This window comes from Fretibacterium fastidiosum (genome assembly GCF_000210715.1).
GTDB lineage: Bacteria > Synergistota > Synergistia > Synergistales > Aminobacteriaceae > Fretibacterium > Fretibacterium fastidiosum.
Map to the genome: position 1 here is coordinate 2,412,772 of NC_021038.1, position 13,301 is coordinate 2,426,072.

The 13,301-nt window shown below is 64.6% G+C and carries 13 protein-coding genes; all 13 read right to left on the reverse strand.

Features of this window, described 5'->3' with window-relative positions; genetic code table 11:
* Positions 1–91 precede the first annotated feature (91 nt).
* The 13 genes from SY1_RS10845 to SY1_RS10905 all read right to left on the reverse strand — a co-directional run bounded on the left by SY1_RS10845 (position 92) and on the right by SY1_RS10905 (position 13,246).
* The gene (locus SY1_RS10845) at positions 92–940 is read right to left on the reverse strand and encodes an amidohydrolase family protein (protein ID WP_208873792.1); all 849 of its coding nucleotides are present in this window, start codon (positions 938–940) and stop codon (positions 92–94) included.
* Positions 941–986: 46 nt separating this feature from the next.
* A complete protein-coding gene (locus SY1_RS10850; protein WP_015557042.1) occupies positions 987–1,433 on the reverse strand; it encodes a regulatory protein RecX in 447 nt (148 codons plus the stop codon).
* Between the two features lie 27 nt (positions 1,434–1,460).
* On the reverse strand, positions 1,461–3,536 hold the full coding sequence (gene recG, locus SY1_RS10855) for an ATP-dependent DNA helicase RecG (protein ID WP_243440677.1): 2,076 nt from the start codon (positions 3,534–3,536) through the stop codon (positions 1,461–1,463).
* Between the two features lie 210 nt (positions 3,537–3,746).
* Complete coding sequence (locus SY1_RS10860; protein ID WP_015557043.1) at positions 3,747–4,805, reverse strand: DivIVA domain-containing protein; 1,059 nt, start codon at positions 4,803–4,805, stop codon at positions 3,747–3,749.
* Complete coding sequence (gene sepF / locus SY1_RS10865; RefSeq protein WP_208873793.1) at positions 4,774–5,217, reverse strand: cell division protein SepF; 444 nt, start codon at positions 5,215–5,217, stop codon at positions 4,774–4,776. The genes SY1_RS10860 and sepF overlap by 32 nt, the downstream gene beginning before the upstream one ends.
* A 57-nt stretch (positions 5,218–5,274) precedes the next feature.
* A complete protein-coding gene (locus SY1_RS10870) occupies positions 5,275–5,970 on the reverse strand; it encodes a YggS family pyridoxal phosphate-dependent enzyme (protein ID WP_015557044.1) in 696 nt (231 codons plus the stop codon).
* Between the two features lie 13 nt (positions 5,971–5,983).
* Positions 5,984–6,907 carry a hypothetical protein gene (locus SY1_RS10875; RefSeq protein ID WP_015557045.1) on the reverse strand — a complete coding sequence of 308 codons (924 nt, stop codon included), beginning with the start codon at positions 6,905–6,907 and terminating at the stop codon, positions 5,984–5,986.
* On the reverse strand, positions 6,904–7,713 hold the full coding sequence (gene folE2, locus SY1_RS10880) for a GTP cyclohydrolase FolE2 (RefSeq protein ID WP_015557046.1): 810 nt from the start codon (positions 7,711–7,713) through the stop codon (positions 6,904–6,906). Before folE2 ends, SY1_RS10875 begins: the two co-directional genes overlap by 4 nt.
* Positions 7,710–8,102, reverse strand: a complete 393-nt coding sequence (gene queD, locus SY1_RS10885) for a 6-carboxytetrahydropterin synthase QueD (protein ID WP_208873794.1) — start codon at positions 8,100–8,102, stop codon at positions 7,710–7,712. Before queD ends, folE2 begins: the two co-directional genes overlap by 4 nt.
* Before the next feature lie 108 nt (positions 8,103–8,210).
* Positions 8,211–9,140, reverse strand: a complete 930-nt coding sequence (locus SY1_RS10890) for a lysophospholipid acyltransferase family protein (protein WP_015557047.1) — start codon at positions 9,138–9,140, stop codon at positions 8,211–8,213.
* Positions 9,137–9,982 carry a hypothetical protein gene (locus SY1_RS10895; protein WP_015557048.1) on the reverse strand — a complete coding sequence of 282 codons (846 nt, stop codon included), beginning with the start codon at positions 9,980–9,982 and terminating at the stop codon, positions 9,137–9,139. The genes SY1_RS10890 and SY1_RS10895 overlap by 4 nt, the downstream gene beginning before the upstream one ends.
* A gap of 200 nt (positions 9,983–10,182) precedes the next feature.
* The gene (gene tyrS, locus SY1_RS10900) at positions 10,183–11,466 is read right to left on the reverse strand and encodes a tyrosine--tRNA ligase (protein ID WP_015557049.1); all 1,284 of its coding nucleotides are present in this window, start codon (positions 11,464–11,466) and stop codon (positions 10,183–10,185) included.
* Positions 11,467–11,656: 190 nt separating this feature from the next.
* Positions 11,657–13,246 carry an MBL fold metallo-hydrolase gene (locus tag SY1_RS10905; protein WP_208873795.1) on the reverse strand — a complete coding sequence of 530 codons (1,590 nt, stop codon included), beginning with the start codon at positions 13,244–13,246 and terminating at the stop codon, positions 11,657–11,659.
* Positions 13,247–13,301 lie beyond the last annotated feature (55 nt).

Genomic DNA, 13,301 nt, shown 5'->3' on the forward strand with positions numbered 1-13,301 from the left:
TTATAGGACATTATTAAAAAACAAAACAAAGGACCTCAACCCTCAAGGACCTCATCCCGCGGCCTCTCGAAGATCGGGAGGCCTTTTTTGGCTACTTCTTCAGGGACTGAAGCAGCCTCAGAGCGTTGGACCGGAGAAGGTGCTCCCGCTCCGCCTCGGTCAGGCCAGACGCGGCGAAGCTCTTCTCGTAGCGTTGAGAGCGCAGGATGGGAAAGTCCGTGCCGAACAGGAACTTGTCGAGGACGCCTGCGCTTTGGATCGCCTTCAGAACCGCGCCCTCGTAGAGCCATGGCAGGGCGGCCAGGTCGTACCACGCATTGGACAGGTAGAGCCGCATCTCGGGCATCAGCTCGTAGAGCCACAGCCCGCCCCCAAGGTGAGCGAAGATCGTCTTCACCTCTGGATGGTGAATGCAGAACGCCGCGGCCTCCTTCGGGCCGACGCTTCCCTTGCCCGCATACCCGTGTCCCACGGGCTCGGCCGTATGCCACAGCACGCACAGGTTCGCTTCGTGCAGGACCCCAGCCAGGCGCCATGTCTGTTCCTGGTCAGAGATATCGACGTTCTGTCCCTCGGGAAAGAGCTCCCCTACCCCGATCGCACCGGCCTCCGCGCAACGCAAAATCTCCTCCGAGGCACCGCGGGTCAGAGGCGGTACGAGGCAGAGGCCGCTCAGCTTGTCCGGGTGCCGCCGGATGCCGCTCAGGACGTAGTTGTTGCAGAGCTTGCAGAGCTCCAGGTCCTTGAAGGCAAACCCTCCGATCACAGCGCGGTCGACCCCCTCCTCCTCCATGCGGGCAAGCAGGTCGTCGATGGTCCCCCAACGGTGGACCTTGCTGTGAATCAGCCGGTCGAAGTAGGGCTCGTGCTTCGAGATCAGTTCAGCGTCGCGGATGACCTCGGGCGGATAGACGTGTACGTGAAAGTCTACGGTGCGCACTTCACTTCTTCTCCTTGTCCATAAATGTCCTATAATATTTTAACGATCACCAGGAGACGTCCCTTTCGCCTCGCGAAAGGGCGCCGACCGTGGCGGAGCTGAACCCCCTGCGGTACAAGCGCGCCAGGACCTTTCGCTCCTCCAGTCCGCTTCGTGCCCACGAGTCGGCAAGTGCCTTGGCGCGGGGCCCCTCGTCGACGTCTGCGAGCGCCGTTTCAGCGTCCTCTGCGGAGACGCCGCGACGGCGAAGCTCAAGGGCGATGCGCTTCTTCCCCCACGAGTCGTGGCCCTCCGCAAAGAGCTGTGCGTACAGGGCGTCGTCCAGAAGCGCCATCTCCAGGGCCTCCTTCACGAGCGCCTCCGCCGCATCCTCGTCCAGCCCCTTTCGCCTCAGCCGATCCCGCGCGCCGGCGACGGTGTTGGGGTGATTCAGCAGGAAACTGAAAAACCGTTCCCGTTGCTGGTCCATGGACAGGCTCTCTGTCATCTTCATCCTTGCGACCTCTCCCTTCAAGGTGCCCTACGCCGTTCCGGCCAGATCCAGGCTCGCGCCCAGCCGCCTTTTCAATTCGCTGCGAAGCAGGGGCTCCCCCGTCAGTTCCGGGTCCGCGGCCAGCAGCTGGCGGGATTCCAGCCTGGCCAACTCCAGGAGCTTCTGGTCCTTTAAGAGGTTCGCCACCCGAAAGTCCGTGACGCCGTGCTGGTGTACGCCACACACCTCGCCCGGCCCCCGCTGCTGCAGGTCCGCCTCCGCGATGGCAAAGCCGTCCGACGTGGAGAGCATGGTTTCAATGCGTTCACGGCCCTCCGGCGTCGTCGTTTCCCCTTCGAGGAGGACGCACAGGCCCTTCGCCGTTCCCCGCCCGATGCGGCCCCGCAGCTGGTGAAGCTGGGCCAGCCCGAACTGTCCGGCGTCCGAGATCACCATCATTGAGGCTTCGGGGATGTCCAGCCCCACCTCAATGATGACGGTCGCCACCAGGAGGTCGAGCCTTCGTTGGACGAAGTCCTGCATGACCGACGTCTTCTCCTCAATGGGCAGCCGTCCGTGCAGCACGCCGATGCGCGCACCGGGGAGGGCGCTCGTGAGGCGTTGGCAGCGGGACGTCACGCTGTCAAGGCCCTGCCCCTCCTCGTCGTCGATCAGCGGGCACACCCAGTAGACCTGCTGTCCTGCCTGAATTCGACCTTCGATGAGCCGAAAGAGGTCCACTTCATCCGTCGTCCTCATGTGCAGGGTCTCGACGGGTTGACGCCCCGGAGGCAGCTCGTCCAGGGTGGAGACGGCAAGGTCACCGTAGACGGAGAGGACCAGGGTCCGTGGAATGGGCGTGGCGGTCATCACCAGGACGTGCGGCGAAACTCCCTTGGCGATCAGGGCGTTCTTCTGCCGTACACCAAAGCGGTGCTGTTCGTCAACCACGGTCAAACCCAGCTTCAGGAAGTTCACCTCGTCCGTAAAGACGGCGTGGGTCCCAATCAGGAGATGAACCTCCCCCGCTCCAAGCGCCTGAAGCAGGGCACGGCGCTCCGGGGCATGAAGGGTTCCCGTCAGGAGGGCTGTTTTGACGCCGAGGGATTCCAGCATCTTCCCGATCCGGATGTCGTGCTGCTGCGCCAGCACCTCGGTTGGAGCCATCAGGACGGCCTGCGCGCCCGAGTCCACGGCCGCCAGGATCGCAGCCACCGCGACCAGAGTTTTTCCAGAGCCCACGTCCCCCTGAAGGAGGCGATTCATGGGGATCGAGCTTCCCAGGTCGCGGAAGATCTCGCCGATCACCCGCTGCTGGGCGGGGGTCAATGAAAAGGGAAGGGAGCGTTCGAACGTGTGAAACTTCTGGCCGGGGGCGAGGCTCAGAGAGCGCTCCGGAAGCGCTGCGTCCGCCGCGTGCCGCATCGCGAGGCCCGTCTGCAGGAGGAAGAGCTCGTCAAAGGCCAGACGGTTGCGCGCCCTCAGCCAGCTCTCCGGATCCGATGGATGGTGCAGCTCCTGGAGGGCGGCTGTGAGGCCCTTCATCCCGTGGCGCTCGCGAATCCTCCGGGGCAGGAAGTCGTCAAGGCTGCCGCCGTACTCCTCAAGGGCCGTATCCACCAGGCGGCGCAGGCGCTTCTGCGTTAAAAAGGCGGCGGTGGGATAGACGGGGACGATGTGCCCCACCAGCTCAGGGGGCTGACCGGCCTCGAGAACCTCAAACTCCGGATTGGTGAGCTGCACGCCGTTGTAGTACTCCACCCTCCCGTAGAGGGCCAATTGCATTCCAGGCTTGAGAGATCGTGCAGCATGAGGGTTGAACCAAACGGCCCGAATCGAGGCGGAGCCGTCGTCCAGGACTGCGGAGGCGGGGCCCCCGAAACGGCTGGCGGAGGACGACACGGCGCGGACCTCCGCCACCGCGGAAGCCGTCGTGCCGATGCGAAGTTCGCGGAACGGCACGAGGCCCCTTCGGTCCTCGTAGCGCCGTGGAAAGAAATAGAGGATGTCCTCGACGGTGTGAACGCCAAGCCGGGCAAGCAGCTCCGCAACCCTTGCCCCCACCCCCTTGAGGTAGCGTATGGGGGACGTCAGCCCCTCTGGGGAACCTCGCACTGCGCTCACGAGCCGTCACCTGCCCCCCCTCTGTGCTTGTGTGCCTGTGGAACGGTACGCTCATCAAAAGATCGGCCCCTGAAGCCGGGATCGCTGGTGTCCGACCACAGGGGCCATTCGTCAGAAAAAGGGCCTCACCATTTCCAAATCGTAAACGGCAGCGAGGGCGTACCCGACAACACGCCGCGCGAAAACAACGAAATGTACGATAGATTGAAACTAAGGCTCCCCACTCTCAGGGGCATCGGACTTCCCCTCCAGGAAGTTTCTGCGGAAGTGGTCGAGTAATCGGGACGAGGAAGCGTCCTGACGCCCCGACTCGACGGGCGGCTCCGCTTCGGTTTTAACCGAGGTCTTCTCCTCCTCGTTCATCATCTCCACCTCGAACTCCTGCTGGGCCTTGTCGATCGTCTTACCGAAATCGAGGAGGAGGGCCACGGTATCCTTGAGAAACTGCTGTTTCCTGAGGTTTAGGAAACACAGACGGTTGTTGTAGTTCTCCACCTCTTTCGAGGCGTCCTCCACGAGGCGTTTTGCCTCGGAGCGGGCTGACGCCAGGGTCTGTTCGATCTGCTCCGAGGCCTCCTTCTTGCGATGGGAGAGGTCCTGTTCCAGGTCGGCCCAACGCTTCTCGGTCTCGAGGCGCATGTCCTGAGCCTCCTGCAGGATGCCGGCCGCAGAGGCCTTAGCCTTCGCGATGATCTCGGCAGCGGTCTTTTCCGCCTCGTCCAGCTGCATGTGGCTTTGAGAGTCGATCTCCCTGGATTTGGCGTTCGCCTTCGCGACGATGTCGGCGGCCGTCTTCTCCGCGTTCGAGATCGTCGTATCCGCTTGAGAGGTGATCTCCCTGGATTTGGCGTTCGCCTCCGCGACGATCTCAGCGGCCGTCTTCTCCGCGTTCGAGATCGTCGTATCCGCCTGAGAGGTGATCTCCTCGACCTTGGAGTTGGCTTCCGAGAGATACTTCTCCGCCTCGACCCGCGCGTCCGCCAGGATCTGCTCCGTCTGAGCGCGAGCCTGCTCCTCCATCTCCTTGGCGCCCTTGCGCGCTTGAATGAGGGCGTCCTTGATCATGTCCGTCATGGACTCCTGCTTTTTGACGTACTCCTCAAGCTCGCGTATCCGGTTTTCGCGCTCGTTCAGACGCATCGCGTAGGTCTCAAAGTCGTCCGCGACCTGATTCAGGAAGTCCTCGACCTCCTGAACCGCGTATCCCCCGAAGGAAACTTTCTTAAAGGCCTTGACCTCAACGTCCTTGGCGGTCAAAAGTTCCATCATTTAGCGGCTCCTCCTCAACCCATTCCTCGAACATTCCCTCGTGTGGCGTCACCAGGTACAAAGCGGGTTCAATGTACTCCATGCGGCCTTTATGGGCAAACGCAACCCCCCCCATAAAGTTGATGAACGGACGTCCCTCCTCCTCAAATTCTCTGGGGTCCAGCTCGTGAAGGTCCAGGAGGACCATGATCCCGTTCAGGAGGGCATCCCTGAGCCTCAGCTTTATGCTCTCCGACGGCACACCCTTAAAGAAGACAAGCCTTGGAGCGGATAAGAGATGGGGTTCGTCCCGTCGCCTCGCCTTCGGTCTTTTGGTTGCCGTCCTCTGTTCCTCGACCTCGTAGTCATCGGGCTCATCGACGTAGTCATCGTCGCCGTAAAACCCGAGGACCTGCATTAACCTCCTAAGCACCCGTCCGTTCCTCCTTATAAAGAACAGGATAAAACCTGCCCCTTAATATACCATGGACTACAGCATCTTGTACTCGCGAGGGCCAAAAAGGGCCGTGCCAATCCTCACCATGGTGCTCCCCTCCAGAATCCCCCACTCAAAGTCGCCGCTCATTCCCATCGAGAGCACGGGCAAGGGAAGGCCGCATCGCCCTCTGGCGTCCTCCGCCATCCCTCTTAATTCGGCGAAGGCCTGGCGGACGCGCACCTCGTCGTCCGTCAACGGACCGATGGTCATCAGTCCCTCCAACTTGAGGTTGGGCAGGGTCAGTACGCGATCCAGAAGGGCGGGGAACGCCTCGGGCGCCATCCCCGTCTTGCTGGCCTCCTTCGCCGTGTTCACCTCGATCAGCACCGACAGGCGGCGGGACAGCTCCCCCGCGATGCGGTCCAGGCGCTCCGCCAGGGGGATCGAGTCCAGGGAGTCGACGGCGTCAAACAGTTCCACGGCGCGGCGCGCCTTGTTGTTCTGCAGGTGCCCGATCAGCCGCCAGGGGGGCGTTGGATGATCCCCCCACGCCTCTCGCTTCACCTGCGCCTCTTGGACCTTGTTCTCGCCGATCGCATCGACAAGGGAGGCGACCTCCTGCATCTCCTGAACGCTCCTGGTCTTCGTCACTCCCACCAGGAGGACGTCCGAGGGTTTCCGTCCCGCGAGGGCCGCCGTGCGCGCCACACGCTCCCGGATGGCTGCCGCGTGCTCCTTAAGCCCCATCAGCAAATCCCCCCTACCAAATCCTCACGATGCTCTCCTGAATGGTGTCGGCATCCAGAATCAGCTTGTTCCCCGGCATCACGCCCCGCACGATGAAGAAGTGCCCCATGCCCGCCGGGAAGCCCTCGACGTCACGCGAAAGGACCCTGTTCCCCTGAAGGAGGAAGATCACGTTTCGACCGTCCTTCGTGATCACGGTGCTGTCGGGGACCATGACCCCCTGTTGATCTCCCGCGACCACGCGGGCGGAGAAGGATCGGGAACGCAGCGCCTCCGGAGGAAAGAACGGCAGCCTCAAGCAAACCTTGACCTTCTGCCCCATCGTCTTGAAGGACACCACCTCCGCCTTCCTTTCCTTGCCCTCCGGCTCCGTCTTGATGCGGATGGCGGCTTTCCGCATGCGCAGGCTGCGCAGGAGGGACGGCGTGCCGTCCAGGTAGGCGATGCAGCGCAGCGTCTGCGGCTGGGGGACCAGCTTGCCGATGGGCGCCCCCTTGCGAAGCTGAGTGCCGTTCTCCAGAAGGACGGCGGGCCTGAAAAACGGAAAGGGGGCGAAGTCCGGCCACAGCTTTGAATAGAACCAATGCCCCTCCTGTCCGTCCAGGGCCGGATAGAAGTAGGCGGGGTACGGCGCACGAATCGCGACCCCGTCCAGGGCCGCCAACATCTCGCCCTTCGCGACCCGGCGCGGCAACGGCGAGGGGTAGGTGAACACCCCGTCCTGCGGCGCGAAGACCGGCTGCTCGTCCCACAACAGGATACCCTCGAGGGGCTGTTCCTCGACGTAGCCTGCGGCAAACGCCTCGATGATCTGAGGATGGGACAACCTGTAGCTGTCGAGCCAGGAGAAGTATATCCGGATCGCCGCCAGCAGGATCAGCAGAAAGAGGACGTAGTAAATCAGTCGGCTGAGGAACTCGTCTCCCCTCCGGGTCATCGCTGACCGCGTTCCCCGTCGGGCGGAGCGGGCTTCCCCTTGTCCCGCGTGACCTCGGCGAAGGCGTCGTGGTTGTGGATGCTCTCGGCGCTCGTGATGGAGACGGAATACCACGACACCCGAGGCTCCCGGTTCAGCGCAACGGCGAGGTCCCTCACGACGTCCTCCACGAAGCGGGGATTCTCATAGGCCCGCTCCGTAACGTGCTTCTCGTCCTCCCGCTTCAGGAGCGTGTAGAGCGGGCTGGAGGCCGCTTCCTCCGCCATCGCGATCAATTCCTCGAACCACATGAAGTGCGTGCAGCGGACCTTGATCGCGACGAAGGCGCGCTGGTTGTGGGCTCCGTACTTCGAGATCGCCCGGGAACAGGGACAGAGCGTCTGCACGTGGACGCCCACGCCCGTGACCATGTCAAACTTTCCGACGCTGAAAATACCCTCCAAATTGGCCTCGTAGCGCATGAAGCTCTCGATGCCCGAAACGGGGGCCCTGCGCCGGATGAAGTAGGGGAACTCAAAACGAATCGAGGCTTCGGGGGCGTCCAGCCTGTCGCACAAGCGCTTTGTGACGGCCTCCAGCGTGACGGGGGATATCCTGCCGCAACAGTCCTCAAGGGCCTCGATAAAGCGGCTCATGTGCGTCCCCCGGTACTGATGGGGCAGGAGGACGCTCATGGAGACGGAGGCCACCGTGTCCTGCGTCTTATCCTGCCGGGACATGACGACGATGGGGTAGCTGACGTTGCTCACCCCCACCCGGTCGATCTGGATCTCCCGCAGGTCAGCTTCCATCTGAACGTCCTTCATGGGCGTCTCTCCCCTTCCTCCGTCAAAACGGGGTCGGAGGCCCTCAGGACGACGCCGTTCGACGCGGTCTCCCAGACCCGCACCTCAAAGAGGCGGCAGTTCGGGCGCTGAAGGGACGCCTCGATCCGCTTCCAGGTCCACAGGGCGATGTTCTCGGCCGTCGGCTGGGGGATGGTGTCGTTGAGGTAACTGTGGTCCAGGACCGCGATCACCCGCTCCTTGACGATGGAGGAGAGCTCGCAGAAATCCATGATCATCCCCTCGCCGTCCGGTGTCCCCTCGAGGAGCACGGCAAGGCGATACGTATGGCCGTGCAGCCGTTCGCACTTCCCATGATACCGCACAAGATTGTGAGCCGCCTCAAATTTAAACTCCTTGCGAAGCAACATGATCCTCTTCTCCTCCGCCCCGGGTCCCTTCAATCTGTCTCTCGCCACAAAGCCGTCGTGAGGACAAAATCGGGGAGAGCCTGAAGGGCCTGCTCTCCTTATCCATCATTATACAGGACATACAGGACTTTTTTCGGCGGCACCGTCTTTCACGACCGTCTGCCGCGATAGCGGGCGGGATTTCCAGCGGTCGTGCAGCCAAAACCACAGTTCGGGCCTCGGGGCGATGATCGCCTCGAGGGCGCGGTTGATCGCGAGGGTCCCTCCCCCGATCCGCTCCGCCCGGCTCCCCTGACCAGGGATCGAGAGGGGCGGGAAGACGCGCACGCCGTGCTCAAAGGGCCCCCGACGGTAGATGCCCAGGGGGACGATGGGGACCGACGCCAGCATGGCGAGGATCGCAGGCCCTGGAGAGTTGGTGCACTCGTGCCCCATAAAGGGCAGCGTCAGGGCGCCCTCGAGCCACGAGACGTCCGCCAGGATCGCAATGTGGGCGCCGGCCCGCAGCCGGTGCGCCATCTCGAGGACGGACATCTCCTTCGGCAGGACGGAGATGCCGCCCCTCTCCCGAAACCCCTTCAGGACCCCGGACAGGTCGCGGTCGTGGATTTCCTGAAAGACGGCGTAAAGCTGCCGACCCTTCGCCTTGAGGACCTGGGCGTACCACGTCCCCAGGAGCTCCCAGTTTCCGAAGTGCCCCGTCAGGAGGATGGCGCCCTGCCCTCCTTCCGCCAGCTCGTCCAGGATGGAGCGCCCCTCGACGCCGGATATCCACGAGGACGCCTGGCCGGGGTCCCGCTGCAGGGCCAGGACCTCGGTGACGGTCCAGGCCAGATTTTGATAGACCCGCGCTCTGAAGGCCCTGCGCCAGGCCGCGTCCCTCTCGGGCCAGACGAGGCGCAGGTTGGCGTCGATCCTCTCGCGGCGCGGCTGGACGAGCTTCAGGAGTCCATAGAGGACCCCGTAGACCATGCGCCCGCGCCATCCGGCGTCGGCGACGGCCTGAAAGGCTCTGACCGCACACGCCGCAGCGCTCATGGGAGGACCGACCCTCCCAGGGCGCTGGAGTAAAGGGCGACGAGGGAATCCGCACTCCGTTCGGGGGAACAGCGCGCCTTGATGAAGTGCCGCGCGGAGACGGCCACGGCCCTCCCCCGCTCCGAGAGGGCCGCTTCCAGCGCGAGCCTCCAAGCCTCTTCCGTGTCCTCCGCCGCGCGGACATACCCCTCGCTCCCCAGGAGGGCGTTCAGGTGCGGGGACTCGATCGCCGCGGCGACCAGTCCCTGCATGGTGAGGGAGGCCGCCCTCAGCGCGTCAAACGGCTGCGGCCCTGCGATGAAGACGCCGCTTCGCGCCGTGGGGGCATCCGGGGAGAGGTCGTCCGTCCCGACCACCGGATGCTCGTTGCCGCTCAGGGCGTCCTCGAGGCCCTGACCAGCGGCGTCTCCCAGGCACACGACGGGCAGAGGGCCCTCGTCGTCCACGCCGGAGATGCGAAAGTCGAAGGCGGGCAGGATCAGCGATTCACCGTCCCTGGCCCGGTCCGGAAAGAGGCGGGAGGGGTATCCGCACCAGGACGTCTTCTCATCGAAGGACGTGTGGACCGCGCGTGCGCGCAGCCGGACGATCCGCCACCATGCCGGAGCGTCCCCCCAGAGGTGCCAGAGCGCCCGTCCGGAGAAGAGGATGCGGCTCGCGCGCTCAAGGCCGGTCAGGGCGCTCCAGGCGGAGACGTCCCGCGCGTCGATCCCGGCGACGCTCCCATCGACGTAAAGGGAGAGGGGGACCCCCCGCGACCTCAGCGACTCCGCCATGCGGCCGATCAGCGCTCGCCGCCAGACATCCACCGTTTTTGAAACGTACCAGACACAGGGGATCATCCGCATCTCCTCCGGACAAAACGATTCGGGAAACGCCCATTCGTTCGCGAAAACCGCTGAACGAATGGGCAACCGCCAAACGAAAAGTGCCCGACAGCGCTTCCTGAAGACCGAACTCGTAAGGCGATCGACGCCCCGTCACGCCAGGGGCGTCGGCGCCACCAAGCCTTCGCTTCTGCGTCAGTCGACCGCCTGCCGCGTCAGCGGACGACCGAGAGCACGTAGAACTTCTTGCGTCCGACGCGCACGAAGAGGTAGCGCCCGTAGCGCAGCTGGTCGGCGTCGATGGAGGCCCCCTCGTCCGCCACGCGCACGCCGTTGATCGAGACGCCGCCCTGGCGCACGGCGCGCTTGGCCTCTCCCCTGCTGGCGCAGGCGCTGCAGGCCGTGAGGACGTCCAGGACCCCCGCGGGCATGGAGAGCTTCGCCTCGCTGCAGGGAGCCTCACGCTTCAGGGCTAGGCAGGTTTCCTCGGACAGGCCCGACAGGTCCACATCCGGGTCGAACAGGACGGCGCTGACCTTCGCGACGCTCTCCGCGGCCGCAGCGCCGTGCACTCTCTGGGTGACCTCCGTCGCCAGGCGGCGTTGGGCCACGCGGCGCTCCGGGTGGGCGGCGTGCTCCTCCATCAGCAGACGAACGTCCTCCAGGGGCAGGAACGTGTAGAGCTTCAGCAGCCGCTCCACGTCCCGGTCGTCCGCGTTCACCCAGAACTGATAGAACTGGTAGGGCGACGTGCGCTCCGCGTCGAGCCACACCGCTCCCGCTTCCGTCTTGCCGAACTTCGTGCCCGACGCCGTGAGCAACAGGGGCTGAGTCAGGCCGAAGACCTCGCCGCCACTCGTCTTGCGGATGTACTCCGTCCCCGCCAGCAGGTTCCCCTGCTGGTCGTTTCCCCCCATCTGCAGCTTGCAGCCGTAGTGATCGTGGAGGTGCTTGAAGTCGATGGCCTGCAGGAGCACGTAGGAGAACTCCGTGTAGGATATCCCCTTCTCCGGGTCCTCGAGCCGGCTCTTGATGTACTCTCTGGCGATGAGGTTGTTGACGGAGAAGTACTTCCCCACGTCGTGCAGGACGTCGAGGAACGTCATCCTGGAGAGCCAGTCGTAGTTGTTCAGCAGGAGCGCCGAGTTCTTCCCGCAGTCGAAGTCGAGGAAGTGCGCCAGCTGCTTGCGCACCCCCTCGACGTTCCTCTGGACGGCCTCCAGCGTGATCAGGTTGCGCTCCTTGCTCTTGCCCGACGGGTCGCCGATCAGGCCGGTCCCGCCTCCCGCAAGGGCGATGGGCCGATGCCCCGCCCGCTGAAGCCATCCCAGCGCCATCAGGGGGATGAGGTGTCCCACGTGCAGGCTGTCCGCCGTTGGGTCAAACCCTACGTACGCGGTGACCATCTCGGACTGCATGACCTCCCGCAGGCGATCCTCCGAGGTGCACCACTCGAAGTACCCGCGCGCCTTCAACACGTCAAAAGCGTTGCATGACATCAAACCCGCCCTCTCAATCCTCAAGACGTAAAAGCCCGCGAGGACCGCGCCGCGGCGAAATATGCGCGGAACCCCCAGGCCTGTGCTCCTTTTTATTATAAAACATAAACGAAAAAATGGCGGCGTTCGGGAGAACGCCGCCTGGCGCCGCGCCGGACCGATCGCCGGGGAGGCAGGGGGCACCTCTCCTTCAGGAAGCGCCCTTCATCCTGTGAGCCGCCATCTCCAGCAGGGCGCGGGACGCGGCCAGGTAGTGCATCGCCTCCTCCGAGTCGCCGAGGGCGCCGGAGCTGCGCCGCAGCTGCTCCACGAGAAGCGCAAGGTCGTCGATGGCGTGCAGCGTCCTCTCGGCCGCAGGCTTGGCCGAGGGCTGCGCCACCTTCCGCGCCAGGGCGTTCGGCTCGAGGGCGAACTCCTGCCCCAGGCCGGGGACGATGGCGCGCCGCCCCGCCTCCTGCAGGGAGACGGAAAGGGCCCGGGAGGACTTCGCCTCGCCGTGGGTCACGAAGAAGAGCGGGTTCGTCCTGAAGTTGCCGGCCCAGGCCAGGAGGTCGTCGCGGTCCGCGTGCGCGGAGAAGCCTCCGATGGTGTGGACCCTGGCCCGCACGGCGACGTCCTCCCCGCCGATGCGCACCTGGGGCTCTCCCTCCACGATGCGGCGACCCAGCGTGCCGTAGGCCTGATACCCGACGAAGATGATGTGGTTTTTGGGGTTCCATGCGCTGTGCTTGATGTGGTGGATGATGCGCCCGCCCGAACACATCCCGCTGCCCGCGATCACGATGCAAAAGGGGACGTTGTTGATGCTTCGGGACTCGTCCGGGGTGGAGACGCTCTGAAAGCCCCTGGGGGCGAAGACGTCCACCCCGGAGGCCGCGTACCTCCGCACCTCGTCGGACAGGGTCCCGACGTGGGACCGGTAGAGGTCCGTCGCCCGCACGCCCATGGGGGAGTCCAGGAAGATGGGGACCTCGGGCAGCACCCCCTCGATCTGCATCAGGGAGAGCTCGAAGAGGATCCGCTGTGCGCGATCGACGACGAAGCTGGGGATCAGCACCTTCCCCCTGTCCCTGAGCGCCGTCAGGACGGCCTCGCGGAACTCCGCCCGCGACGCCTGGTCGTCCTTGTGGAGACGGTCGCCGTAGGTCGATTCGATCAGGACGTAATCCGCCTCCCTGAAGATGGAGGGCGTGCCGTCGATAGCCGCCCGCTGCTGCCCCAGGTCCCCGCTGAAGACGACGCGCGCGGACTTCCCCTCCTCGCTCAGGTCCAGCAGAATGGACGAACTGCCCAGGATGTGCCCCGCGTCCCTGAAGGTGGCGGAGACTCCGGGAAGCACCTCCAGCGTCTCCTCCCACTCCAGCGGCCGCAGGCACTTCAGGGCAGCCTCCGCCTCGTCGTCCCCGTAGAGGGGAAGGACGGCGGGCAGTCCGCGGCGCAGGGCCTTGCGGGTCTTCCACTCCGCCTCTTCCGCCATCAGGCGCGCCGAGTCGTGCCACAGGATATCCACCAGTTGAGCCGTGGCGCCGGTGGTGTAGATCGGCCCCTTGAAGCCGTTCTTCACCAGCCAGGGGATGCGCCCGGAGTGGTCCATGTGCGCGTGGGTCAGGAGGATCGCCTCGATTTCCCCCGGGGCGACGGGGAGGGGCTCCGCGTTCTTGAGGTCCTCGTCCTCCCCCTGATGGATGCCGCAATCCACAAGGATGCGACGGCCGGCCGTCTCAAGGCAATAGCACGAGCCCGTCACCTCGCCGGCCGCGCCCCAAAAGCTGACGTTCAATGGGATTCCCCCTTAATCGCCCGCCCCCCTGCGGGGGCCGGCCCAATCTTCTCCC